General features: G+C 53.6%; 27 protein-coding genes and 1 pseudogene. 17 read left to right on the forward strand and 11 right to left on the reverse strand.

The window, feature by feature from the left end:
* Window positions 1–96: 96 nt before the first annotated feature.
* The 3 genes from cpxR (at window position 97) to trmL (ending at window position 2,848) form a co-directional block, all read left to right on the forward strand.
* Window positions 97–795, forward strand: a complete 699-nt coding sequence (gene cpxR, locus GTU79_RS28735) for an envelope stress response regulator transcription factor CpxR (protein ID WP_132924301.1) — start codon at window positions 97–99, stop codon at window positions 793–795.
* Entirely contained in the window at window positions 792–2,162 is a 1,371-nt protein-coding gene (gene cpxA / locus GTU79_RS28740) for an envelope stress sensor histidine kinase CpxA (protein WP_132924299.1), read from the forward strand. The genes cpxR and cpxA overlap by 4 nt, the downstream gene beginning before the upstream one ends.
* A 218-nt stretch (window positions 2,163–2,380) precedes the next feature.
* Window positions 2,381–2,848, forward strand: a complete 468-nt coding sequence (gene trmL / locus GTU79_RS28745) for a tRNA (uridine(34)/cytosine(34)/5-carboxymethylaminomethyluridine(34)-2'-O)-methyltransferase TrmL (RefSeq protein WP_132924298.1) — start codon at window positions 2,381–2,383, stop codon at window positions 2,846–2,848.
* A 51-nt stretch (window positions 2,849–2,899) separates the two neighbouring features.
* On the opposite strand, the gene cysE is transcribed toward trmL, so the two are convergent.
* The 5 genes from cysE to GTU79_RS28770 are packed head-to-tail and all read right to left on the reverse strand — an operon-like array spanning window position 2,900 to window position 6,021.
* Window positions 2,900–3,715: a serine O-acetyltransferase gene (gene cysE / locus GTU79_RS28750; protein WP_203524113.1), complete on the reverse strand. Its 816-nt coding sequence runs from the start codon at window positions 3,713–3,715 to the stop codon at window positions 2,900–2,902.
* 52 nt (window positions 3,716–3,767) lie between these two features.
* Window positions 3,768–4,787 (reverse strand): NAD(P)H-dependent glycerol-3-phosphate dehydrogenase, encoded by a 1,020-nt coding sequence (gene gpsA / locus GTU79_RS28755; protein ID WP_132924294.1) that lies wholly within the window; start codon window positions 4,785–4,787, stop codon window positions 3,768–3,770.
* On the reverse strand, window positions 4,787–5,257 hold the full coding sequence (gene secB, locus GTU79_RS28760) for a protein-export chaperone SecB (RefSeq protein WP_132924292.1): 471 nt from the start codon (window positions 5,255–5,257) through the stop codon (window positions 4,787–4,789). Before secB ends, gpsA begins: the two co-directional genes overlap by 1 nt.
* A 58-nt stretch (window positions 5,258–5,315) precedes the next feature.
* On the reverse strand, window positions 5,316–5,567 hold the full coding sequence (gene grxC / locus GTU79_RS28765; RefSeq protein ID WP_132924290.1) for a glutaredoxin 3: 252 nt from the start codon (window positions 5,565–5,567) through the stop codon (window positions 5,316–5,318).
* Window positions 5,568–5,589: 22 nt separating this feature from the next.
* Complete coding sequence (locus tag GTU79_RS28770) at window positions 5,590–6,021, reverse strand: rhodanese-like domain-containing protein (RefSeq protein ID WP_203524114.1); 432 nt, start codon at window positions 6,019–6,021, stop codon at window positions 5,590–5,592.
* 249 nt (window positions 6,022–6,270) lie between these two features.
* On the opposite strand from GTU79_RS28770, the gene envC reads away from it, so the two are divergent.
* From envC to GTU79_RS28805, 7 genes are all read left to right on the forward strand, one after another.
* Window positions 6,271–7,569 (forward strand): murein hydrolase activator EnvC, encoded by a 1,299-nt coding sequence (gene envC, locus GTU79_RS28775; protein WP_203524300.1) that lies wholly within the window; start codon window positions 6,271–6,273, stop codon window positions 7,567–7,569.
* Window positions 7,570–7,618: 49 nt separating this feature from the next.
* Window positions 7,619–8,500: a divergent polysaccharide deacetylase family protein gene (locus GTU79_RS28780; RefSeq protein WP_203524301.1), complete on the forward strand. Its 882-nt coding sequence runs from the start codon at window positions 7,619–7,621 to the stop codon at window positions 8,498–8,500.
* Window positions 8,501–8,583: 83 nt separating this feature from the next.
* Window positions 8,584–9,516, forward strand: a complete 933-nt coding sequence (gene rfaD / locus GTU79_RS28785; protein ID WP_203524115.1) for an ADP-glyceromanno-heptose 6-epimerase — start codon at window positions 8,584–8,586, stop codon at window positions 9,514–9,516.
* 28 nt (window positions 9,517–9,544) lie between these two features.
* Complete coding sequence (gene rfaF, locus GTU79_RS28790; protein WP_203524116.1) at window positions 9,545–10,591, forward strand: ADP-heptose--LPS heptosyltransferase RfaF; 1,047 nt, start codon at window positions 9,545–9,547, stop codon at window positions 10,589–10,591.
* Complete coding sequence (gene rfaC / locus GTU79_RS28795) at window positions 10,591–11,562, forward strand: lipopolysaccharide heptosyltransferase RfaC (protein ID WP_214513587.1); 972 nt, start codon at window positions 10,591–10,593, stop codon at window positions 11,560–11,562. Before rfaF ends, rfaC begins: the two co-directional genes overlap by 1 nt.
* Window positions 11,563–11,643: 81 nt before the next feature.
* Complete coding sequence (locus GTU79_RS28800; protein WP_338091450.1) at window positions 11,644–12,615, forward strand: sugar glycosyltransferase; 972 nt, start codon at window positions 11,644–11,646, stop codon at window positions 12,613–12,615.
* A gap of 420 nt (window positions 12,616–13,035) precedes the next feature.
* A complete protein-coding gene (locus tag GTU79_RS28805) occupies window positions 13,036–13,620 on the forward strand; it encodes an O-antigen ligase family protein (protein ID WP_214513588.1) in 585 nt (194 codons plus the stop codon).
* A gap of 7 nt (window positions 13,621–13,627) precedes the next feature.
* Here the strand turns inward: GTU79_RS28805 and GTU79_RS28810 are convergent, their stop codons facing one another.
* Window positions 13,628–14,344 carry a glycosyltransferase family 9 protein gene (locus GTU79_RS28810; protein WP_203524120.1) on the reverse strand — a complete coding sequence of 239 codons (717 nt, stop codon included), beginning with the start codon at window positions 14,342–14,344 and terminating at the stop codon, window positions 13,628–13,630.
* A 418-nt stretch (window positions 14,345–14,762) separates the two neighbouring features.
* Window positions 14,763–15,716 (reverse strand): polysaccharide deacetylase family protein, encoded by a 954-nt coding sequence (locus GTU79_RS28815; protein ID WP_203524121.1) that lies wholly within the window; start codon window positions 15,714–15,716, stop codon window positions 14,763–14,765.
* A gap of 217 nt (window positions 15,717–15,933) precedes the next feature.
* Between GTU79_RS28815 and GTU79_RS28820 the strand changes: the two genes are divergently transcribed.
* From GTU79_RS28820 to coaD, 7 genes and pseudogenes are all read left to right on the forward strand, one after another.
* A complete protein-coding gene (locus GTU79_RS28820; RefSeq protein ID WP_203524122.1) occupies window positions 15,934–17,031 on the forward strand; it encodes a glycosyltransferase in 1,098 nt (365 codons plus the stop codon).
* Window positions 17,032–17,155: 124 nt separating this feature from the next.
* Window positions 17,156–18,156: pseudogene (locus GTU79_RS28825) on the forward strand (glycosyltransferase).
* Window positions 18,157–18,219: 63 nt separating this feature from the next.
* Window positions 18,220–19,296 (forward strand): putative lipopolysaccharide heptosyltransferase III, encoded by a 1,077-nt coding sequence (gene rfaQ, locus GTU79_RS28830; RefSeq protein ID WP_132924268.1) that lies wholly within the window; start codon window positions 18,220–18,222, stop codon window positions 19,294–19,296.
* Window positions 19,293–20,423 (forward strand): glycosyltransferase family 4 protein, encoded by a 1,131-nt coding sequence (locus tag GTU79_RS28835; RefSeq protein ID WP_203524124.1) that lies wholly within the window; start codon window positions 19,293–19,295, stop codon window positions 20,421–20,423. Before rfaQ ends, GTU79_RS28835 begins: the two co-directional genes overlap by 4 nt.
* A 129-nt stretch (window positions 20,424–20,552) precedes the next feature.
* Window positions 20,553–21,821 carry a lipid IV(A) 3-deoxy-D-manno-octulosonic acid transferase gene (gene waaA, locus GTU79_RS28840; RefSeq protein ID WP_203524125.1) on the forward strand — a complete coding sequence of 423 codons (1,269 nt, stop codon included), beginning with the start codon at window positions 20,553–20,555 and terminating at the stop codon, window positions 21,819–21,821.
* On the forward strand, window positions 21,822–22,598 hold the full coding sequence (locus GTU79_RS28845; RefSeq protein WP_203524126.1) for a glycosyltransferase family 2 protein: 777 nt from the start codon (window positions 21,822–21,824) through the stop codon (window positions 22,596–22,598). It abuts the gene before it with no gap.
* Complete coding sequence (gene coaD, locus GTU79_RS28850) at window positions 22,595–23,077, forward strand: pantetheine-phosphate adenylyltransferase (RefSeq protein ID WP_132924260.1); 483 nt, start codon at window positions 22,595–22,597, stop codon at window positions 23,075–23,077. Before GTU79_RS28845 ends, coaD begins: the two co-directional genes overlap by 4 nt.
* A gap of 1 nt (window position 23,078) precedes the next feature.
* Here the strand turns inward: coaD and mutM are convergent, their stop codons facing one another.
* The 4 genes from mutM to radC all read right to left on the reverse strand — a co-directional run bounded on the left by mutM (window position 23,079) and on the right by radC (window position 25,302).
* Window positions 23,079–23,888, reverse strand: a complete 810-nt coding sequence (gene mutM / locus GTU79_RS28855; protein WP_203524127.1) for a bifunctional DNA-formamidopyrimidine glycosylase/DNA-(apurinic or apyrimidinic site) lyase — start codon at window positions 23,886–23,888, stop codon at window positions 23,079–23,081.
* A gap of 76 nt (window positions 23,889–23,964) precedes the next feature.
* Entirely contained in the window at window positions 23,965–24,132 is a 168-nt protein-coding gene (rpmG, locus tag GTU79_RS28860) for a 50S ribosomal protein L33 (protein WP_026738454.1), read from the reverse strand.
* Window positions 24,133–24,143: 11 nt separating this feature from the next.
* Window positions 24,144–24,380 carry a 50S ribosomal protein L28 gene (gene rpmB, locus GTU79_RS28865; RefSeq protein WP_132924257.1) on the reverse strand — a complete coding sequence of 79 codons (237 nt, stop codon included), beginning with the start codon at window positions 24,378–24,380 and terminating at the stop codon, window positions 24,144–24,146.
* Between the two features lie 238 nt (window positions 24,381–24,618).
* Window positions 24,619–25,302 carry a RadC family protein gene (gene radC / locus GTU79_RS28870; protein WP_203524128.1) on the reverse strand — a complete coding sequence of 228 codons (684 nt, stop codon included), beginning with the start codon at window positions 25,300–25,302 and terminating at the stop codon, window positions 24,619–24,621.
* Window positions 25,303–25,383: the final 81 nt, after the last annotated feature.

The following is a 25,383-nucleotide window of genomic DNA, read 5'->3' on the forward strand; positions in this document are numbered from 1 at the left end:
TGTCGCCGCTGCAAACTAGCGTCAGGGGATGTAAAGCTACGTAAAGTCATGGATTGGTAGTGATTGATGACGTATTTTGCGTTTGGAGGTGAGAAAATGAATAAAATCCTTTTGGTCGACGACGATCGTGAATTAACGGCATTGTTAAAAGAATTGCTTGAGATGGAAGGCTTTAACGTCCTGGTGGCTTATGACGGCGAACAGGCGTTGAATATGCTGGATAGCTCGGTTGATCTCTTATTGCTTGACGTAATGATGCCCAGGAAAAACGGTATCGATACGCTTAAGGAATTACGCCAGCAACACCAAACGCCGGTTATTATGCTCACGGCGCGCGGCAGCGAGCTGGATCGCGTGCTGGGACTCGAACTGGGCGCGGATGATTATCTGCCCAAGCCGTTCAACGATCGGGAACTGGTGGCGCGAATCAGAGCCATTTTGCGTCGTTCCCAGTGGACGGAACAGTTGCAAAACGGCGATAACGGCACGCCATCGCTGGAAGTTGATTTTCTGCGCCTCAATCCCGGCCGGCAGGAGGCGACCTTTGACGGCGTTCCCCTGGAACTGACCGGGACGGAATTCACCCTGCTCTACTTACTGGCGCAGCATCTCGGCCAGGTGGTTTCACGGGAGCACCTCAGCCAGGAAGTCCTGGGTAAGCGCCTGACGCCGTTTGATCGGGCAATCGATATGCACATCTCCAATCTGCGGCGTAAATTGCCGGAGCGCAAAGACGGGCACCCCTGGTTCAAAACCCTGCGGGGCCGGGGTTACTTAATGGTATCGGCCGCATGATAAACAGTTTGACCGCGAGGATATTCGCCATCTTCTGGCTAACCCTGGCGCTGGTTTTGATGCTGGTGTTAATGGTTCCCAAACTGGATACCCGCCAGCTGACCCCGTTGCTGGACAGTGAACAGCGACAGGGCGTGATGCTGCAACAGCATGTCGAGGCCGAACTGGCCGCCGATCCGGCCAACGATCTGATGTGGTGGCGCCGCCTGTTTCGCGCCATCGACAAATGGGCGCCGCCGGGCCAGCGTTTGATTCTGGTCACCAGCGAGGGGCGTGTTATCGGCGGTCAGCGTAATGAAATGCAGGTTATCCGCAATTTCATCGGCCAGTCCGATAACTCGGATCAGCCGCAAAAGAAAAAATATGGCCGCATGGAATTGGTGGGGCCCTTCGCGGTGCGGGATGGAGACGATAATTATCAGCTCTATCAAATACGGCCGGCGGGCAATTCGCAATCGGATTTTATCAACTTGATGTTTGACAGGCCGTTTCTGCTGCTTATCGTTACCATGCTCATCAGCATTCCGTTGCTGCTTTGGCTTGCCTGGAGCCTGGCGAAACCGGCGCGTAAACTCAAATACGCCGCGGATGAAGTCGCCAGGGGCAATTTACGCCAGCATCCGGAACTGGAAGCCGGTCCACAGGAATTTTTAGCCACCGGCGTCAGCTTTAACCAGATGGTCAGCGCGCTTGAGAGAATGGTCAGCGCACAGCAACGGCTGCTGTCGGACATTTCCCATGAACTGCGTACCCCCCTCACCCGCCTGCAGCTGGCCACAGCGCTTATGCGGCGCAAGCATGGCGAAGGCAACGAACTGGCGCGTATTGAAACCGAGGCCCAGCGGCTGGATTCCATGATAAACGACCTGCTGGTATTGTCGCGTAATCAGCATAAAAACGAGTTGACGCGGGAGTTTATCAAAGCCAGCGAGTTATGGAACGATGTGCTGGACGACGCAAAGTTTGAAGCCGAACAAATGGGAAAAACCCTTGAAATTACCGCGCCTCCCGGCAGTTGGGTATTAGTGGGTAATCCGGCGGCGTTGGACAGCGCCCTGGAAAACGTTGTGCGCAACGCCTTGCGTTATTCTCATCAGCGTATCGCGGTGGCCTTCAGCGCCGACGCGCAGGGCGTCACTATCACCGTGGATGACGATGGTCCCGGCGTGAGCGAAGAGGATCGTGAACAGATTTTCCGTCCTTTCTATCGCACCGATGAAGCCCGCGATCGCGAATCCGGCGGCTCGGGCCTTGGCCTGGCCATTGTTGAAAAAGCGGTTGAGCAGCACCATGGCTGGGTCAAGGCTGAGGATAGCCCGCTGGGCGGGCTGCGCCTGGTGATGTGGTTGCCATTGCAGCACCGTTGACCTGGTGATGCGGTTGCCATTGCAGCACCGTTGACCTGGTGATGCGGTTGCCATTGCAGCACCGTTGACCTGGTGATGAGGTTACCATTGGAGCCTTTATAAACCTGAGGAAGTGGTTGCCGTTGCAGCATCGTTAGCCAGTTGTAGCCCAAAGCAGCGGGGAGTTGCGGCGTGTTGGGCTTTTTTTTGTTATTCTTCGCCCTCTCCAAGGGGGCAGTATGTTGAATATCGTTTTATACGAACCGGAAATCCCGCCTAATACCGGCAATATCATTCGTTTGTGCGCCAATACCGGCTTTGCGTTGCATCTTATCGAGCCTTTGGGATTTACCTGGGACGATAAGCGTTTACGCCGCGCCGGCCTGGATTACCATGAATTCGCCCATATAAAACGCCACCACGATTACGCGGCGTTCCTGGCGCAAGAACAGCCGGCGCGGCTGTTTGCGTTGACCACGAAAGGCACGCCGGCACACAGCGAGGCGGAGTACCGGGCGGGGGACTATTTGCTGTTTGGGCCTGAGACCCGCGGATTGCCGCCGTTTATTCTGGATAACCTGCCCGTGGGCCAAAAAATTCGCATTCCCATGCAGCCGGGCAGCCGCAGCATGAATTTATCCAATGCCGTTTCGGTGGTGGTATATGAGGCATGGCGACAGTTGGGTTATGCCGGCGCGGGCAGGTAGCGTTCGACTACGCCACGTGGCGTATGGGTTTCAACCAACGCTGGAAACGAATCAGATGCCGTCGCCGTACTCAAAGCCATGGCTGCCGAAAAACTGATCCATATCCATGGAGGGTTTATCGCTGTCCGGCTTGCCGACAATCCTGGCGGGAACCCCAGCCGCAGTGGTGTGGGGCGGTACTGATTGTAATACCACCGAGCCCGCGCCGATTTTAGCGCCGCGTCCCACTTCGATATTGCCCAGAATGGTGGCATTGGCGCCGATCATGACCCCTTCGCGAATCTTGGGATGGCGATCGCCGCTGGTCTTCCCGGTACCGCCCAGCGTCACCGACTGCAAAATGGAGACGTCATTTTCAACAATGGCCGTCTCGCCGATAACTATTCCGGTGGCGTGGTCAAGCATGATACCGCAGCCGATTTTGGCGGCCGGATGGATATCGACCCCGAAAGAAACCGAGATCTGGTTTTGAAGATAGATGGCCAGGGCCTGCCGATCCTGGCTCCATAGCCAGTGGCCGATACGGTAGGCCTGCAGGGCATGGAACCCTTTGAGATAGAGCAACGGCGTGGAGTATTTGTCCACCGCCGGGTCGCGCAGCCGCACGGCGGTGATATCGCGGGCCGCGGAATGGATCATTTGCTCGTCGTTCTTGTAGGCCTCTTCCACTATTTCACGAATGGCGATGGCCGGCATAATGGTATTGGCCAATTTATTCGCCAGCATATAGCTCAGGGCACTGCCTAAATTTTCATGTTTCAGCAGAGTGGCATGAAAAAAACTGGCCAGCATGGGTTCACACTCCGCCAGCAAACGCGCTTCAGCTTTGATGTTATTCCATACCGCTTCCAATTCTTCAGTGGACATACTCACGACCCTTTTGCTGATGTAATCACTCTTGCCGGACGGCCGACAGCCGTCAACCACCTGTTTTCTCGTCTTTTTGGGCTCGTCCGAGCAGGCTTAGCGCCGCTTCATGGGCATTTTTGTTACGGTAGAGCACCTGGTAGATTTGTTCGGTGATCGGCATCTCGACTCCGTAACGCCCTGCCAGCGCCAGCACCTCTTTCGTATTGCGATAACCTTCCACTACCTGGCCGATGCGGTCCTGAGCGGTCTGAACGTCGACACCCTGACCGAGCAGCATGCCGAACCGACGGTTACGGGATTGGTTATCGGTGCAGGTCAAGACCAGGTCGCCGAGTCCCGCCATGCCCATAAACGTCCCCGGGTCCGCACCCAGGGCGGCGCCAAGACGCGACATCTCCGCGAGTCCGCGGGTGATAAGCGCCGTACGGGCATTGGCGCCGAAGCCGATGCCATCCGACATGCCGGCGCCGATGGCTATCACATTTTTAACCGCGCCGCCCAGCTGGACGCCGATAAAATCAGCGTTGCCGTAGACGCGAAAGCTTTTGCCGCAATGCAGCAGATACTGTAAATCAGCCGAAAAATCGGCGTCGGTGGATGCCAGGGCAATGGCGGTGGGCAAACCCGCCGCCAGCTCCTTGGCGAAAGTCGGTCCCGAGATCACCGCCAGAGGGATCGTATCACCCAATACTTCACGGGCCACATCCGCCAATAAGCGGCCGGTGTCCGCCTCCAACCCTTTGGTTGCCCAGACCACGCGTGCATCGGGCCGCAAATGCGGCCGGATTTGCGTCAATACGCTGCCGAACACATGGCTCGGCACCACAATCAGCACGTCGCGGCTGAACAGCATGGCACGGGACAAATCCGTCTCAAGACGCAGCGAAGGCGGGAAAGGCACATCGGGCAGAAAGACCTGGTTGCACCGCGCCGCCTCCAGGGCATGGATATGATCGGGATCATGCCCCCATAACAGTACCTCATGACCGTTTCGCGCCATGGTAATAGCAAGGGCCGTGCCGTAGGAGCCGGCACCGATAACAATCATGGAGGCACTTTTAGGCATCATCAGGCTTCCTGGGTCGGTTGGTTTCCTTCACCATCGGTCTGCTGTTGCAGATAGTTCATGAACAGTGCGTCAAAGTTCACCGGCGCCAGGTTAAGCTGCGGGAACGTACCGCGGGATACCTGGCTGGTTATGCACTCCCGGGCATAGGGGAAAAGAATATTCGGGCAATACGCGCCCAGGCAATGAGCCAACTGCGTCCCGTCAATGCCTGAAATGGTGAAGATGCCGGCCTGCTGCACTTCACACAGGAAAGCGGTCTCTTCCCCCAGCAGCGCCGTTACCGTCACGCGTAATACCACTTCATAGATGCCTTCCGCCAGCTGAGTGGAGGCGGTATCGAGATCCAGCTTGATTTCCGGCTGCCATTCCTGCTGAAAAACCTTTGGTGCGTTAGGTGCTTCAAAAGAGACGTCCTTGGTGTAAACGCGCTGGATCTGGAACGTCATCTCGGTATTATTTTGCTCGGACATTAAAAAACCCTTTGGTTAATTTCGCTTCATGCACCCGGACGCGCGTCTGGCTCCCGGCTTATTTAAGCAGGGGATCCAATCCACCGCGCGCATCAAGTGCGTGTAAATCATCACAGCCACCCACATGCTGTCCGTCGATGAAAATTTGTGGAACCGTGTTGCGGCCGCTGCGTTTAATCATTTCTTCCCGTTTATCCGCATCCCCGTCAATGGGTATTTCCTGGAATACGGCGTGCTTGCGGGTGAGTAAAGCCTTGGCGCGATGGCAATATGGACAAGTCGCTTTGGTATAGATTTCAATATTGGCCATGGTTCCCCCTTTCAGGTTTGTCTTACTTGCCCCGGACAAGGGGTAAGTTCTCTCCGCTCCAGCCGGATATGCCCTCCTTGAGGACATAAACCCGTTCAAAGCCCGCTTTGTTCAGATTTTCCGCCGGCTCGCGCGACGTAGTGCCGGTTGCGCATACCACGATAACCGGTTTCGTTTTGGCTTTATCCAACTCGCCGAGATTGCCGCTTTTCACCTCGGACGAGGTGAGATTCAACGCGTTGGCAATGTGTCCTTTACGGTAGTCATCCCGGCTGCGCAAATCAACTATGACAGCGTCTTCCTTATTGATCAGACGGATGGCTTCGCCGCGGGTAATTTCATTCACCTTGGAAAAACGTGTTTTTACAGTGGTTACGATGACGGCGATCAATAAAGCGACCCAGGCCAGACAAAGCATGGGGTGATCGCTAACGAACGGCATAATTTCTTGCATGGGGTGTAAAAGCTCCCGTGAGTTGTGGCCACGCAGTAAAGGCTTCGAGTATACCCTCGCATTACGGCAAATTCAGCCAATATACATGGCCGGAAAGAAGAAACTAACCACATTGCGCCCCATGTCGCTAAAAATTGTGGCCTTTATCGCCTAATTTTATCTCTTACCCAGGCATGCAGACATGTGGGCGAAGGGATTTACGCCATAGATAACTGGTAAGCCGCTGTTCAACGTGGAATAATCTTGTCAATGAGGGGAAAGGCATCGTTGAAAAGAGTGAATACCGGGGAAAACGGCAGCCGAGGCCCTTTTCCAACGTTAAAGCATCATGTTTACGCCAGCCTGTTTTATGCTGGCGTAATGTTATTGCCTATAGCCGGCCACGCCGATGACAACAAGCAACAGCTTAAAACCCTGCAGCAAAATATCGCCGAGAAAGAAAAAAGCGTACAGCAACAGCAACAGCAGCGCGGCGCATTGCTGAGCCAGCTGAAAAAACAGGAAGAGTCCATTTCCAAATCCAGCCGTGCCCTGCGCGAGACGCAAGGCACGCTGGCGTCGCTGACTCAGGATATAGACAGGCTGAACCAATCCATCAAACAGTTGCAAGCGCGCCAGGCCGCTCAGCAGAAGTTGCTGGCGCAGCAGTTGGACGCCGCGTTTCGCCAGGGCCGCAACTCCGGTCTGCAATTGATTTTAAGCGGGGAAGAAGGCCAGCGCAGCGAAAGGATCCTGGCGTATTTCAGCTATCTCAATCAGGCGCGGGAAAAATCCATTCAGGATCTCAAACAGACACGGCAGCAACTGGCGGGTCAGAAAACCGATCTGCAGCAAAAACAGCTTCAGCAGGCGACAATGCTGCGACAGCAGCAGTCCGAGCAGAAAACGCTGGAAAATGCCCGGCTGGCGCGAAAGAAAACGCTCTCCGCCCTCGATACCTCCATCCATCAAAATCAGCTTAGCCTAAACGAACTGCGGCAAAACGAAGCCCGCCTGCAAAACGATATCGCCCGCGCAGAACGGGAAGCCAAAGCCCGTGCCGAGCGGGAAGAACGCGAGGCGCAGCAGGTGCGGGAACGGCAGGAACAGGCTAAACGCCAGGGAGCGACCTATAAACCTTCCACCAGCGAACGCGAGCTAATGTCCCGTACCGGCGGACTGGGCCAGCCCGCCGGGCAAGCCATGTGGCCGGTCAGGGGCCGCACCCTGCATCAGTTCGGAGAAGCGCTGCAAGGCGAGCTGCGCTGGAAGGGCATGGTGATCGCCGCCCCCGAAGGCACCGAAGTCAAAGCCATTGCCGACGGCCGCGTGCTGATGGCCGACTGGCTCCAGGGCTATGGCCTGGTGGTGGTGCTTGAACACGGTCAAGGAGATATGAGTCTCTACGGCTACAATCAAAGCGCCCTGGTGAAGGTGGGGGATCAGGTTAAATCCGGCCAGCCCATCGCGCTGGTGGGCACCAGCGGCGGGCAGGATACCTCAGCCCTCTATTTCGAAATTCGTCGTCGCGGCCAGGCGATCAACCCCTTGCCATGGTTAGGAAGATAGCGTGTTGAATAAAAAAACCGGTGCCCTGGTACTGTTGCTCCTGCTCGGTATGGCTAAAACCGCTTTTGCCGGCAGGCTGGCCATCGTCATCGACGACTTCGGCTATCGTCCGCATACTGAATATCAAGTGCTGTCGATGCCCACCGCCGTATCCATCTCCGTCTTGCCCAATGCTCCCTTTGCCGCCGAGATGGCGCGCAAAGCCCATGCGCAGGGACGGGAAGTTCTGATTCACCTGCCGATGGCGCCGTTGAGCAAGCAGCCACTGGAACGGGACACGCTGTTCCCTAGCATGAGCCGGGATGAGATCGCCCGCATCGTGCGCGATGCGGTGGGCAAAGTTCCGTATGCCGTCGGGGTGAACAACCATATGGGCAGCGCCATGACCTCCAGCCTGGCGGGCATGCAAAATGTCATGCAGGTACTGAGCCGCTATCCCTTTTATTTTCTCGACAGCATGACCATCGGCAACAGCCAGTCGCGCCAGGCGGCGGCCGGCACCGGCGTCAAGGTAATCAAACGCAATGTATTTCTGGACGACACGTCCAACCAGGACGACATCCGGCAGCAGTTCAACCGTGCCGTAGCCCTGGCCCGCCGTAACGGCTCGGCCATCGCTATCGGGCACCCTCATCCGGACACCATCAAGGTGCTGCAGCAGGTATTGTCGGCGTTGCCGTCGGATATCATGCTGGTGCCCCCCAGCGCGCTGGTGAACGAGGCGACTTCACCCTCCCCCGCGCCGACGCCGTTACCGGCCCCCGGCCGTCCGCGCCATCGGTTCCAGGGCGTTCCGCAATGTATTGTCAAGCAGGCTCCGCCGCCGGTTTATGCTGATGCGATGTTCAGCGTGATATTTTCCAGCTTGAATCAGGCGTCTTGGGTGACGCAGATTAAACATTGGTTCGCTTCAGCGCCGGACGGATATTAAGCTTTCGCCGAAAATGTTATGCTAAGAGCCATAAAGGGGCAGACGCAGTGCCTGCTCCGCCAAGATTACACAAGGGTTAATCCATGATAGTCGTCACTGGTGGGGCCGGTTTTATCGGCAGCAATATTGTTAAGTCTCTGAATAATGTCGGATATAACGATATCCTGGTGGTGGATAACCTTAAGGATGGCACCAAATTCGTCAATCTGGCGGATCTGGATATTACCGATTATATGGATAAAGAGGATTTTATCGGCAGTATCATCGCCGGCGATGATTTCGGCGATATTGAAGCGGTATTCCACGAAGGCGCCTGTTCGTCCACCACCGAGTGGGACGGGAAGTATATGATGGACAATAACTATCAATACTCCAAGGAATTGCTGCATTACTGCCTTGAACGGACCATTCCCTTTCTTTATGCGTCTTCCGCCGCTACCTATGGCGGCAGGACGGAAAACTTTATCGAACAGCGTCAGTATGAACAGCCGCTGAACGTTTACGGCTATTCCAAATTCCTGTTCGACCAGTATGTGCGCACCCTGCTGCCGCAGACGGACTCTCAGATCTGCGGATTCCGCTATTTCAATGTCTACGGACCCCGTGAAGGCCACAAAGGCAGTATGGCCAGCGTGGCTTTCCACCTTAACAACCAGATCCTCGCCGGTGAAAATCCCAAATTATTTTCCGGCAGCGAAGGGTTCAAACGCGATTTCATCTACGTCGGCGACGTGGCCGAGGTGAATTTGTGGTTCTGGCAAAACGGCGTTTCCGGCATTTTCAACTGCGGTACCGGCCGGGCGGAATCATTCCAGGCGGTGGCCGATGCGGTGCTGGATTTCCATAAAAAGGGCCAGATCGAATATATTGATTTCCCCGAGAAACTCAAAGGTCGTTATCAGGCCTACACCCAAGCCGATTTAACCCAACTGCGCGCCGCGGGTTACGATAAGCCATTCAAAACAGTAGCCGAAGGCGTTTGTGCCTATTTGGCCTGGCTGAATCGCACCCGTTGAAATCAGCGCAAGGGAAGATAGCGGCGGCATGAAAATACTGGTTATCGGGCCATCCTGGGTGGGCGACATGATGATGTCGCAAAGTTTGTATCGCAGCATAAAGGATCTTCATCCCGCTGCGGAAATAGACGTGATGGCGCCGGCCTGGTGCCGTCCGCTGTTAAACCGGATGCCGGAGGTGCGCCGGGCGCTGCCCATGCCCCTTGGCCATGGGACGCTGCAGCTGGGTGAACGCCGCCGGCTCGGCCGGGAGTTGAGGGATGAACGCTACGATCGGGCGCTGATTCTGCCCAACTCGTTCAAGTCCGCCCTGGTGCCTTTTTTTGCCGGCATCCCGATACGTACCGGGTGGCGAGGCGAAATGCGCTACGGACTGCTCAACGATCTGCGGGTACTGGATAAAACCGCGTTTCCCCTGATGGTTCAGCGCTATGTCGCCTTGGCTTATCCCCCTACCGTCCGTTCGGCGAAAGCGTTGCCGAACCCTTTGCCTTGGCCGCGCCTGCGGGTCGATGAGAATGAATCAACCACCGCCGTCAGTGAATTCGGGCTCGCTAACGGCCGTCCCCTGGTGGGTTTTTGTCCCGGAGCGGAGTTCGGGCCCGCCAAACGCTGGCCCCATTACCACTATGCAACCCTGGCGAAATCGCTGATAGACGGCGGTGATCAAATCGTTCTTTTCGGTTCGGCGAAAGACCGCCAGGCGGGGGACGAAATAATCGCCCTGCTGCCGGCAAACGAACGGCCTTATTGCCGTAATCTGGCCGGCGCCACCGCCCTGGAGCAGGCCGTCATCCTGATAGCCGCCTGCCGGGCCGTGGTGAGCAATGATTCAGGGCTGATGCATGTAGCCGCCGCGCTGGGGCGGCCGCTGGTGGCGCTTTATGGCCCCAGCAGTCCCGATTTTACCCCGCCGCTATCCCACCAGGCCAGAGTAATACGACTGATTACCGGCTATCAGCGAGTGCGTAAAGGCGACGGCGATCAGGGTTATCATCAGAGTCTTATCGATATCCAGCCTGAACAGGTTATGGCCGAACTGGATACCCTTGCTGCAGCCGGTAAGGAAAACTGATGCGGGTGCTTATCGTCAAAACCTCTTCCATGGGAGACATCCTGCATCCCCTGCCCGCCTTGACCGACGCTATGCATGCCATACCCGGCATTCGTTTCGACTGGGTGGTGGAAGAGGGTTTTGCGCAAATCCCTTCATGGCATCCGGCGGTGGAACAGGTGATCCCGGTGGCCATCAGGCGCTGGCGTAAAAACTGGTTCGGCAGCGTTGCCCGCCAGGAGCGCTGCGACTTCAAAAAACACTTGCGACGCCAGCAGTATGACCGGGTGATTGACGCCCAGGGACTTATCAAGAGCGCGGCCCTGGTCACCCGCGTCGCCCGGGGAGAAAAGCACGGCCTGGACTGTAAAAGCGCGCGCGAACCTTTTGCCAGCTGGTTCTATAACCAACGCCATGCCGTTGCACGCAGCCAGCACGCAGTGGAACGCATCCGCCAGCTCTTCGCCCTCAGCCTGGGTTATGACGTTCCGGCGGGTAAAGGCGATTATGCCATCGCGGGGCATTTCAGCTCTCTGACAAGCAAGTCGGCCGTCGAACCGTATCTGGTATTTTTACATGCCACGACACGGGCGGAAAAACATTGGCCGGAATCGCACTGGCGCGAATTGATAGGATTAATGGCGGCTCGCGGCCTTACCATCAAATTGCCTTGGGGTTCGGAGCCGGAATATAAGCGAGCGCTTCGACTTTCAGATGATTTCCCTTTTGTTGAGGTGCTTCCAAGACTTACACTCAGTGACGTCGCGCAGGTACTGGCCGGCGCTAAAGCGGTAGTGTCGGTAGACACCGGCTTGAGTCATTTGGCCGCTGCGCTCGATCGGCCGAATATCGTATTATATGGCCCTACCGATCCCAAATTGATTGGCAGTTACGGTAAAAACCAGATTTTTGTGACAGCGCCCGCCGGAAGCCATTATATGAAAGACATTAAACCCGCTAATATTGCAGAAGTGCTTGACAATATTGAGTGAACAATGAGTACATTTTTTAAGCAAATCTATCGATACACCCGGCCACGGGCCTATAGGCACAACGAGAATCTATGGCCTTACGTGAAAATTGCCCGTGCGCCCAGCGGGGAGATAACGTCATTGCGCTATCGTGGTGAATCGGTGAAGATACAGAAAATCTCATCATTGCAGCGAAGGCATACCGGGAACATTCTTATCACCGCCACCGGACCTTCCATCAACGATATGGATTTTTCCCGTTTCCCCGCAATGCCGGTAATGGGTGTCAACGGCGCTTATGCTCTGCGGGATAAAATAAATTTTCAATTTTATGTCATCGTTGATATGACTTTTATCGATAAAAAAATCGAGATGGTACAAGGGGTGATATCCGATCCGGCTATCACACTGTTTACCACCTTGCACGGCGTCGTTAAAATCATTAACGCGTTTACCACGGCAAAAATACAATGCAAAGTGGTCATCATTGAAGATGCTTGCTACAAAATTTATGAACGCAAAGTGATACCGGTGCAGATTTTAGACACTTATCGCAACGCCAAAGACGTGTCTATTTGCCCTGGGCATAAGCATATCGCTTTTAGTAATGACATCCGCAGCGGAATTTTCGATGCCGGTACCGTTGTTTATTGGGCATTGCAAATCGTGGCATTCATGGGTTTTCAGACGGTTTACATTGCCGGGCTGGACATGAATAATTTTACTCAGCCGCGTTTTTATGAAAATGAAACGAATAAATTGCCCTGTTTTCTTGATGAAAAATTTGCAAGTTTGATTGAACCTGCCTTTAGGCATGCCAGCATTGTGTTGAAGAAGAAAGGCGTTACCGTCAAAAATCTTTCCAAACATAGTGCATTGGGTAATGATATATTTGAAAAGGTCGATTTTATGACGTCCATTAGAATTAAACAATTTTCTGAAAAGAATTATATTTTTTCTACCAACTTTTTATTGCTTAGCGCTATATTTTGCGGCTATACCAAAGTTAACAATATATATCATTTGTCTCTTATCTTGCTGGGGATAACTCTTTTCACTGACAATAAAAATTAATTATACTCTTTCTTGAAGATACTGCTTTCAGAAGGGCCTCACCATTACGGCCGTTTTCCTGGTGTACTTCTGCCTGAGTACCTTTTGGTCTGATAATCCTCGTGATTTTATTTCAGCCATAACTCATTCTCTCTATCTGCTGGCTTTTTATTCATTTACCGGCAAGCCTGCCTCAATGGAAAAAACAGGAATATTGCTTTTCGCGCTGGCAGGGATAATAATTCTGCTGCTATTGACTTTTATTGTGTCGATAAGAAATCCATTCTTACCAATAGATTGATGGTTTCTTTTTGCCGCGCCATCAAACGTTATTGACCTGGCGGGATATTTTTGTATTGGGATTTTTATGCCTGATAATTATCAGAGATACTAACAATAAGTGGTTTTATCTGCCTATTCCTTTTATTTATCGGCGTAATTTTGACACAAAGCCGAGGACCACTGCTTTCGTTTGTGGTTTCACTGTTACCACTGCTGTTAATGAAACCGGCCATTAGAAAGCAGCATATAGTCATTTTCCTAATTTTCATCATTATGCTCGCATCATTTATAGTAATGATGAATTTTGAATATATTTTATTCAACCGTTTTGAGACCGCGTATCAGCAAAGCTTCATTCGCGTCGGCATTTGGGCGCATACCCTGGATATGGTACAAATACACCCCTTTTTCGGTTGGGGCTTTAACAAAGAATTGCATTTTGTAAATAGTCTCAATGCGCCGGTCAAGACTACACACAGCCTCTACCTCTCCACACTGCTGAAAGGCGGTATCGCCGGACTTTTTTTGCTGGGGGGAGTTCTGTCCTATGGCCTGTACATGGCCAAAAAACATCTGGCTTATCGGCAGGGTTTTGAAGCGGCGCTTTTTTTATTCATGATTTTTTTCTTTACCACGCAAGGCATGTTTATCATCAGCAATCCCGGGGTAACATGGTATTTGTTCTGGTTCCCCCTGGCGGTGATATTAAGCCCGCCCGGCAAACAAACCACGCTGAGTGTCTGATACCCGCTTACGCTTTCGGTGACATAAGCGGATCAGGGTGTAGGCCCATTTTTTTGATTTCGCCGAAAACCTCATCGGCGGAAATAATAGCCAACGGGAAATCCTTTGGCGACGACGCTCCTGCATCCAAACGGTCTTTTACATAAATAATCTTGTGTAAATCCAGAGACTGCAATGGCCCGGTATGATGGGGATTCGCCGTTGCAAACAGGCTGATGGTTTTAACGTTCAGCGCAACCGCGATATGCAATGGCCCGGTATCGCCTGTTACCAATACATCCAGATTGGCAATGTTTGACAGCAGCTGCTTCAGATTGGTTTTTCCTACCAGCGAGACGATATATTGACGCTCTTCGGCATTCAGCGACCCTAGGTAGGCATCCGCCAGATGACTTTCCCTGGAGCTGCCTATCAGTATGATCCGGTATTGAACTGCCGCCGAATTCAGGGCCAGAATTGCCCGGGTCAGTTCAGCAAAGCGGTAGACCGGCCATTGCCGGATGGTTTCCGAAGCCCCCATCTGGAAACCTATATTGATTTGATGGGGAACCTTTTCAACATGCTCAAAAGCCACCGGTATATGCATCCTGATATCGTCGGTATCGCATCCCAGGACATTCAGCAGCTTTAATTTACGTAGGATGATATGGCCATTGAATCGTCCCGACGAGGCCGCCAATAAGGGATTAAGCAATTGCGAATCCGTCGCATAATTGTCACGCATGATGTAATGGCTGCCTGCCATCACGGCGATAAGAACATCATAGGGCATATGCGAATGGAGTATTACCGTAAGCTGTGGCTTGGATTGCCGTAATTTTTTTATGACTCCATATGCGTGCTTTATTTTATTATCCCAATAGATGATTTTATTGAAATAAGTGCTGCCCTCCACCATAGAGCTGTTCTTGTTGCTCGAAACCAACGTCACATGGGCTGCAGGATAGCGTTTGCGTAACGCATGAATGGCCGGCGTATTAAATAGAAGGTCCCCTAATGCCGTCGTGGACATGATAACAATGCTGTCGAATTCAGAAGCTGCGCTTAACGTTGCGGTATTTTTTAAATGCCCGAAAATTTTATTATAAATATTGAGAAAAATATAAATCAGGAAAATTTTCTTTTTCTTCATTTCTCACGGCTCATGTCTTTTTTTGATAATATTCTGCCAGTGTCATGCCGACGACACGTCCGCTTAACCACTCAAACAGCTGCTCAAGATCCGCATATAACCGCTCAATGGCGGCCTCATCGGCAAAGGTGGGGCTGCCGCCGGGCATCAGTTCCGATGAATGGAGCATGAATTCAACATAGTCGCTTCCCCGGGCCAGCATGGTATCAACCACCCATTGCATATTCGCCACATTGCCGCCGTGAGGGCGCAGCCAGTGCACCGACGGCGTCCGGCTTTTACCCCTGAGACTGTCATAGAGGCTCTTGACGGAGTTGACCCATGCCGGGTGCTTGTAGCGGGTGCTCATGGGGACTTCCAGCAACGGGGAATCACCTGCGGCGGCAATATTTTCCGGGTTGATGAAATAGGCTTGATCGGGGAAGCCGATATAGTTGGTACCGCCCTGGCCTTGAGGCGCGCCGGGAGAACGGCGCCAGTCCACCCGAGGCGTTACGGAACAGTCGACGCGATAGCCGTGTTCAATCAATACTTTTACATAAAGCTCGTTCAACGCCCAACGCCCGGCGCGATGGCTGAGCATTTTGGTCTGGAAGGTCTCTTCCAGCAATTGCGTCTGGAACTTCACCTTAGCGGCAATGATTTCATCTGGATAATCAATCAGATACGGCTTGTGCCTACCGTCGTCGCCGGTTAAATCAAACAGCGGCGGGCTGTTCCAGGCATGCAGATGCATGCCCACTTCGCCTTGGGCCCGGGCGATGACATCTTTCGCAAACTCGACATATGCGCTATCCACCGCCATTTCATAGTTGGTGAGATAAACAGGCTTGAAACCGAATTTTTCGCACAGCGACTGGAACCGGGGCAAAAAAAGCGCATTTTCCGTCAGAATCTGCCCATGATTACGCCAAAGATTATCGCCTTCCGTATCAATTGTAATAATAAATGCGGGTTGATTCATGTGAAAAATCCCTGGAAATCAGAGTCCGGTATGTTACGCTGCCGAGCCCCTGAGGGCAAACGCCGTAGATAATGCTCCGATTGGACATTAGAACAAACGCATTGGCAAGATGTCTATCGCAAAAGGCAATAGACGGTCAATGTCCGCAGGATTTTATCGTTATCTTAGGGTAGGATCGCACCTTAATGACTCAGGCAGGGCAGTGGGATAACAGCGCATGCGGGTATTGATGATCATCGACGGATTGCCGGGCGGCGGCGCGGAGAAAGTACTATTGACCCTGTCGCAAGGATTAATGGCCGCCGGTCACCGCGTTTCGCTGTTTTCATTACGCTCCGTTTGCGACTATACGCTGCCTGAGGGGATCGATTACCGGGTTATTGTCGATGATTGCCGAACTCCCTGGCGCAAGCTTACCGAACTTTCCCGTCGGGCGAAAAAACTGGATTCGGCTATTATCGAGGCCGAGCGGCGGGAGGGTAAATTCGATTTGGTGATATCCCATCTGCATAAAACCGACCGCATCGTCGCCCGCAGCCGCGCCCTTGATCCGAAAAAAGTCTGGTTTTGCCTCCACGGCATGTTTTCCCCTTCCTATCTCGGCCATCGCAAAGGGCTATCGCGCGCCTTGAAACGCTACAAAATCGGCCGGGTGTACCGGCATCGCAATATTACCGCCGTCTCCCGCGCGGTGCTGGAAGATATGACCGGTACATTTGCCGTGACTCCCGCTGAATCGGCGGTCATCTATAATCCGTTCGATATAGACGACATCCGCCGGCTGGCATCCGAACCCTGCGATATGGCGGGACAGGATTATCTTATTCATGTGGGCCGATTACATCCCCACAAACGCCATGACCGGTTGCTCAGGAGCTATGCCCTTACCGGTATCCAAGCGCCGCTGGTCATTATGGGCCAGGGCAGTGACCGGGAGCTCAGCGCGCTGAAAACCTTGGCCAATGAACTGAATATTGCCGATCGCGTCATATTCAAAGGTTTTACCGCGAATCCCTATCCTTATATCAAGCATGCCCGCATGCTCATTCTCTGTTCCGACAGCGAAGGGTTCGGTAATGTCTTGGTGGAAGCGCTGATTTGCCAGACGCCGGTGGTCAGTACCCGCTGTCCCGGCGGGCCCGCCGAAATATTAACTGGCGATTTGGCCCGCGGCCTGGCGGAATTGAACGATGACTCTCTGGCCGAAAAAATTCTTACAATTTATAATAAGCCTCCCCTTATAAATCTCCACCAGCTGGAACCCTACGGTATCGCCGCTATTTGCCGAAAATATGCTGCATTAGCCAGGAGTTAATAGGTTAATTGAGCTAGCAACAGCAGAGCGCGGCGGGTTTCAGCGATCTCGACACATCAGCTTATGTTATTATTCAGTATGGATTTAACAGTTTCCTAATTGGACAGCTGGCGTTGATTGCAAAATGTTAAATAACCACAAGCCGCTACGTAAACTCAGCGTTATCGTTCCGTTGTATAATGCCGGTTCGATGTTTGAAGACTTTATGCGGTCATTGGTGGCCCAAACGCTTAAAGATTTAGAAATAATCATCGTTAATGATGGTTCGACCGATGGGTCCGACGCTCTTGCAAGGTTATATGCCGAGCGTTACGAAAACATTATTGTTATCGATCAGCCCAATGGCGGTGTTTCTAGGGCGCGTAACGCCGGTATGGCCATTGCCAGCGGCGAATATGTGACGTTTCCCGATGCGGACGACCGGCTTTATCCCGATATGTACCGAACGCTGGTGGATATGGCGCAGCGGGACGACCTTGATGTAGCCCAATGCAATGGCGAGCGGTATTTTATGGGTTCGAAAGAAATAAAAACCCTGATTCCTCTCGACCGGTTAACCTCCACCGACGTACTCGACGGGCCGACCTGGCTGCATAAGGCCTTAGGCACCAGACGCTATTTGCATGTGGTCTGGCTGGGTATTTATCGGCTGTCATTGATAAAACAGCTTAACCTGCAGTTTGTGCCGGGCTTGCATCACCAGGATATTCCCTGGACCACGGAATTAATGCTTAACGCCGGTCGGGTAAGGTACACGCAGGAAGTGTTTTATCGTTATTATATTCACGACCAATCCATCAGTAATCAGAAAAGAACCGGCATGAAAATGTCGAATATCAGCGCCATTACATCCGCATTGCCGAATTGCTGGAGGATATCAACCACCGGTATCGTGGCAAAGTGAAAATGTATCGTGAATTTCCTTTGCAGGTGACTCATGAGGCATTATCCGTTTGCCATGCGGTGCGTCGCGAACCGGATCCTGTGGCCAGGCAGCTTATACTTAATGATATTTTCGCCAGCGGCACACATAAACGCATGATTCGCAATGCACGCGGCATAAAGCAGTGGTATCAGCTATTGCTGTGGCTGAGAAGAATATATGCCTGGCGCAAGCCAAGATAATCCGCTTCTCTCCCGCCCTGTCTTGACCTAAAATCAACGCTGGATTTTCTTTGGTCAGACAACATGCCTATATCTCATGACGTATCACCGACTCCCGTCAAAAGGATTCTCCTGATCAAGCTACGCCATCACGGCGATATGCTGCTGACCACACCGGTTATCAACACTCTGCATCGGCAGTATCCCGCCGCTGAGATCGACATATTGTTATACAAGGAAACCGAGGCCATCCTCCGTTATCATCCTGCGCTAACCCATATCCATGTCATTGATCGATCATGGAAAAAACAGGGGGTCAGGCATCAGATTCAGCAAGAGACCGGGCTGATAAAAATCCTGCGATCGCGGCATTATGATATCGTGGTAAACTTGGCCGACCAGTGGCGCAGCGCGATAATCACCTACCTCAGCGGCGCGGCGGTGCGTATCGGCTTCGATTATCCCAAGCGACAATCTTTTTTATGGCGCCTGGCCCATAACCGGCTGGTTTCCACCGTTAATCACGGCCGGCTTCACACCGTTGAACAAAATCTCACTATTCTGGCGCCATTGGACATCGCCTTGACCGACCGGCGCACCTCGATGCATTATTCCCCCGCCGATGAGGCCCATCGCAACACCTTGCTGGCGTCAAAGGGCATTACCGGAGATTACCTGGTGATTCAGCCCACTTCCCGCTGGAGCTATAAATGCTGGGACGATGAAAAGGTGGCGGAACTGATAGACGCGCTGCAGGAACAGGATTTACCCATCGTACTGACCGCCGCGCCGGATAAAAACGAGCTCGACATGATCGGGCATATTCTGTCCCTTTGCCATAATCCCCGGGTCGTCTCCCTGGCGGGAGAACTAACCTTAACGCAGCTGGCGTCGGTTATCGACGGCGCCAGGCTATTTATCGGGGTCGATTCGGCGCCGATGCACATGGCGGCGGCGTTGAATACGCCCTGCGTCGCTCTGTTCGGTCCCACCAAGTTGACGTTCTGGCGGCCCTGGAGTGAGAACAGCACCGTTATCTGGGCCGGCGATTTTACTGAACTCCCGCCGCCGGATGACATCGACACCAAAACCCAACAGCGTTATTTAAGCGCCATCCCGGTGGATGCCGTCCTCCAGGCCGCACGGGGATATTTGTCATGAAAAAAATCCGGCTGGCTATCGTCCGGCAAAAATATCGCCCCGACGGCGGCGCCGAACGTTTTATTTCCCGGGCGTTGGAAGCCCTGGACAGCGACGAGCTGGAATTGAATATCCTGACCCGGCAATGGTCGGGAGAGCCGCGCCCGAACTGGCATGTTCATATTTGCAATCCGGCCAAATGGGGACGAGTCTCGCGGGAACGCGGTTTTGCCGAAGCGGCGAAACGCTGCTGGCAGCGTGAACATTTCGATTTGGTACAAAGCCACGAACGTATCGCCGGTTGCGACGTGTTCCGCGCAGGCGACGGCGTTCACCGGGTATGGCTGGAGCAGCGGGCGCGCATCGATACGCCATGGCAACGATGGCTGACCTCAATGAGCGGATATCATCGTTATGTGCTCGCAGCGGAAGAAGCGATGTTTCATTCTTCTTCATTGAAAAAAATCATCTGTAATTCCGCGATGGTGATGAACGACATTATCCGCTGTTATCAGGTGCCGGCGGATAAATTCGCCCTGATCTACAACGCCATTGATTCATCAAGCTTTTATCCTTCAAGTTCTGAGCAGCGCCAACTGGCCCGTGAGAGGCTTTCCCTGCCTGATGAAGCCTGCGCGCTGATTTATGTGGGGTCCGGCTTTGAGCGCAAGGGATTGCGGCAGGCCATCGCCGCCATCGCCGCCACCGATCGTTATCTGGTTGTGGTAGGTCAGGACAAACACCAGCCCAAATATCTCGCTTATGCCAACAGCCTGGGATGCCGGCAACGCATCCGTTTCGTCGGCATACAAAAGGACGTGTTACCTTTTTATCACGCGGCGGACGGTTTGATCCTGCCGACACTGTATGATCCGTTCCCCAACGTGATACTGGAGGCCATGGCCTGCGGCTTGCCGGTGATTACCAGCCAGACTTGCGGCGGCGCCGAATTTATCGAACCGGGCATCCAAGGGTATGTTTGTGATGCCCTGGATCTGAAAACGCTTACAGAATTGGCGGCGGCCATACCGTTACGGCACCGGCGTCCCGACATGGGTCTCGCCGCCCGCGAACGGGTTAAAGAGTGCACCCCTGCCCGGTTGTCCAGTGAGCTGACGGAGCTCTACCGGCAACTGCTTGAGGATTAAAAGCACCGGATATCAATGAGGGATAGCCACTTATCTGTTAGCATGAATGCGCTTACCATGCGATTCTAATTATTTGGTTAAAAATTAACTCAGCACATCGGTCGCCGTGCCTTACAATAGCTAACTATAATGATCTATAACGTAATCATCTATTTTCTTCAGCCCTTTATATGGATCCGGTTATTATGGCGTAGTCGAAAAGCGCCGGCCTATCGCCGGCGTTGGGGGGAGCGCTACGGGTTTTGTCAGGGCAAAGTCAAACCGGGCGGCATCATGCTGCATTCGGTTTCGGTGGGTGAAACATTAGCGGCAATTCCCCTGGTGCGAGCCTTGCGCCACCGTTATCCTTTTTTACCCATTACCGTCACCACCATGACCCCCACCGGCTCCGAACGCGTTCAGTCCGCGTTCGGCAAAGATGTCGATCACGTTTACCTGCCGTATGACCTGCCGGGGGCGATGAACCGGTTTCTCAACCAGGTCAATCCCAAACTGGTGATCGTCATGGAAACCGAGTTATGGCCTAACCTGATCAAAGCCCTTTATCAGCGTAAAATCCCCTTGGTGGTGGCAAATGCGCGCTTATCCGCCCGTTCCGCCGCCGGCTATAAAAAATTCGGCAGTTTTACCGCGGACATTATGGGTAAAATCACGCTTATCGCCGCACAAAACGAGGAAGACGGCGAGCGCTTTTTGTCCTTAGGGTTAAAGCGTAACCAATTGGCGCTAACCGGCAGCTTGAAATTCGATATTTCGGTCACTCCCGAACTGGCGGCCAGAGCATTGACGCTGCGCCGTCAATGGGCGCCCCATCGCCCGGTGTGGATAGCCACCAGCACTCATGAAGGAGAAGAGAGCCTGCTGTTGCAGGCTCATCGTCAATTATTGGCAAACTTTCCCAATCTACTGCTGATCTTGGTGCCACGGCATCCCGAGCGGTTCCCCGTGGCGAAAGAGATGACGCAAAGGGCCGGTTTCAGCCTTACCACCCGCAGCTCCGGTGAAGTGCCCTCGCCGGGTACGCAGGTGGTGATCGGCGATACCATGGGCGAACTGATGCTGCTATACGGCATTGCCGATATCGCCTTTGTCGGCGGTAGCCTGGTGGAACGGGGCGGTCATAATCCCCTGGAGGCCGCGGCCCACGCTGTCCCTGTTCTCATGGGCCCCCATATCTTCAATTTCCGGGATATATGCAGCAAACTGGCCGAAGCGGGCGGTCTGATTACCGTGACCGATGTCCCTTCGTTGGTGAAAGAGATTTCAACTCTGCTCACCGATGAGGATTACCGGTTATATTACGGTCGTCACGCGGTGGAGGTTTTGCACCAGAACCAGGGCGCGCTGCAGCGGCTGCTACAATTGCTGGAGCCTTATTTGCCACAGCGGAGCCAGTAGATGCCGACGGTAAAACGTCTTTCCGTGGTCCTCATCACCCGCAACGAAGCCGAGCTGCTGCCCGAGTGCCTCGAATCGGTGCGGTGGGCGGATGAAATCGTGGTGCTGGACAGCGCGAGTACCGATCTCACCCGTCAAATCGCCGAGCGGTACGGCGCGCAAGTCTTTTCGGCACCGGATTGGCCGGGATTCGGCAAACAGCGCCAGCGGGCGCAGGAACACGCCTTAGGGGATTATATCCTGATGCTCGACGCCGATGAGCGGGTCACTCCCGAGCTGCGCCGGTCCATTGAAGAGGTCTTGCGCCACCCGTCTCCGGATACGGTTTACAGCTGCGCCCGCTCGAACCTGTTCCTGGGACGCTATATGCGGCACAGCGGCTGGTATCCGGACAAGGTGGTGCGGCTGTATGCCCGGGAAGCCTACCGTTATAACGACAGTCCGGTACATGAATCCCTCGATAGCCGTCAGGCCAAGGTCGTTACCCTGCACGGGCATCTGCAGCATTTGACCTGCCGCGACCTGATAGCGTTCCAGCGCAAGCAGCTGCAGTACGCTGAAGCCTGGGCAGTGGAACGTCACCGTCAGCATAAAACCTGCGGTTTTCTTTCCATTATCGGTCATACCCTTGGGGCTTTTATCAAGACCTGGCTGCTGCGGGCCGGCTTTCTGGACGGAAAACAGGGTTGGTTGCTGGCGGTGGTGAACGCACAGTATACTTTCAACAAATATACCGCTTTATGGGCGCTGCGCCGTGCCGAGAGAGACGTATTATGACAACCAAGGCCATTTATCCCGGAACCTTCGATCCCTTCACCAACGGGCATTTGGATTTGGTGACCCGTGCCGCGAAAATGTTCGACGAAGTCATATTGGCCATCGCCTTCAGTCCCAGTAAAAAACCGCTGTTTACCCTGGAAGAAAGAGTAGCGCTGGCAAAAGACGTTACCCGGCATTTAACCAACGTTGAGGTGGTGGGTTTTAGCGATTTGATGGCCAATTTCGCCCGGCAGCAGCACGCCAATATCCTGGTGCGGGGGCTGCGGGCGATTTCGGATTTCGAATATGAAATGCAGCTGGCGAAAATGAACCAGCATTTAATGCCGGAGCTGGAAAGCGTTTTCCTGATGCCGGACCAGGAATGGTCGTATATTTCTTCATCTCTGGTCAAGGAAGTGGCGCTGCACGGCGGGGATGTGGATCATTTCTTACCCCCCGCCATCGCGAAAGAAGTGAAACTACGGCTTCATCCCTGATTTAATGCTGGCAATGAGGGCAAAAAAAACTGCTCCGCTGCCCGAGCCTGACGGTCTGGATAGGCGTACCGCATACCCGGCAGCTCTCGCCTTCACGGCCATAGACTTGCAGTTCCTGTGCAAAATAGCCGGGCTTACCGTCCGATTGCAGAAAATCACGCAGGGTGGTGCCGCCCTGTTCGATGGACCGCAGCAATACCGCCTTGATGGTACGCGTCAGCAGTTCCGCCTCGGCCAGAGTTAACGAACCGGCCTGCCGCACCGGCAGGATGCCCGATACAAACAGCGACTCGCTGGCATAAATATTCCCCACCCCCACCACCAGTTTGTTATCCATCAGCCAGGGTTTAACCTGCGTACGCTTATTGCGCGATTTGTTGAACAGCCATTGACCGTCGAACTCGTCGCTCAGGGGTTCCGGACCCAGTTGGGAAAGCACCCGGCTGGTTTTAAGGTCATCGCTCCATAACCACGCGCCGAAGCGCCTGGGGTCGGTATAGCGGATGATACAGCCGTTGCTCATGATGAGATCCACATGATCGTGCTTTTCCGGCGGCAGCGGCTGCTGCAGGACGCGCAGGCTGCCCGACATACCCATATGGATGATGATCCAGCCCGGATCCAGCTCCAACAGCAGATATTTCGCCCGCCGCCGGACGCTCACCACCAGGGCGTCGCGCAGAGCGATGATCTCGCTGGAAACCGGCCAGCGCAGACGCGCATTACGCACCTCCGCTCGGACTATCCTATGGCCGGCTACCCAGGGCTCAATGCCCCGGCGGCTGGTTTCAACCTCGGGCAACTCAGGCATGTTCGCCTCCGTGTAGCAGTTAACGCCAGCAAATAAAAAAACCCGCCGTGGCGGGTTTTTATGCAACTCACTAAAATTACTTGATTTTAGCTTCTTTGTAAATCACATGCTGGCGTACCACCGGATCGAATTTTTTCAATTCCAATTTTTCCGGTTTGGTGCGCTTGTTCTTCGTAGTGGTATAGTAGTGACCAGTACCAGCAGAAGAAACCAGCTTGATCTTCTCGCGAACACCTTTAGCCATGATTCATTTCCTTAATACTTTTCACCGCGGGCACGCAAATCGGTCAGAACCGTTTCGATGCCCTTCTTGTCGATTACACGCATACCTTTAGCAGATACACGCAGCGTAACAAAGCGTTTTTCGCTCTCAACCCAAAAACGGTGAGAGTGCAGGTTAGGCAGAAAACGGCGTTTGGTCGCATTCATTGCGTGGGAGCGGTTGTTGCCGCTCACCGGGCGCTTGCCAGTAACTTGGCAGACTCGGGACATGTCTATTCTCCAAAAATCAATCAGCTCGAGCTCAAAAAAAGGTGTCAGCCGCCTCGTCAGGCTTTAGAGCCCATCTCAGCACATTCACTGAGGAGAGACTTACAACAGGTTTGAACCTGCTGAGATAGGCTCTCAACGCTACACCCAAGATTCTCAAAGGTGGCGTAGTATACGCTTTGAAGCGCAAGTGCTCAAGTCCCGCGCAAGCAAAGATCCTGGTGGATCGCAAGAATAAAGCTCACAACCACCCTCTTTCGGCAAAAGAGACGCACCCTTCTGCCCCGATGACCAGGTGATCCAGCACCCTGATATCCAGAAAAAGACCTGCTTTCACCACCTGTTCGGTGACTTCGCGATCGGCGCGGCTGGGTTCGGCCTTACCCGAAGGGTGATTGTGCGCCAAAATAATCGCCGCCGCATTGACTTTAAGCGCCTCGCGAAGGATTTCGCGGGGATGCACCTCGACGCTGTTCACCGAGCCGTGAAATAATTCCATGTGTTTTATAAGATGGTGCTGATTATTTAAAAACAATACCACGAACACTTCCCGCTCCCGGTGCGCCAACATGATCTGCAGGTAATTCTGCGCAATATTCGGGCTGGTCATGGCGTCTTCGCGCATCAGGTGCGAACCGTAATACCGCTGCGCCATCTCCCTGATGGCCTGCAGCTGGGTATATTTTGACGGTCCCAGGCCTTTTGTGGCGCACAGGGTTTTACAATCGGCCGACATCAATTTATCCAAAGAGCCGAACCGGGCCATTAACTGCTCGGCAAGATGAATGACATGCGAACCCGGCAGACCGGTTCGCAAAAACAGGGCCAACAGCTCCGTATCCGACAATGCCGACGGGCCTAACAAGGTTAATTTTTCCCTGGGCGCCAGTCCATAGGGCCACTCCTTTTTGTTTCGCTTCGCCATATCCTTATCATCCCCCATTCGCCGCCTATCATGCCATCCGGCGCAAATTTGCTCGACGGTCAGATGACGAAATTACGGCAG

The organism is Sodalis ligni, assembly GCF_016865525.2.
GTDB classification, from domain to species: Bacteria; Pseudomonadota; Gammaproteobacteria; order Enterobacterales; family Enterobacteriaceae; genus Acerihabitans; species Acerihabitans ligni.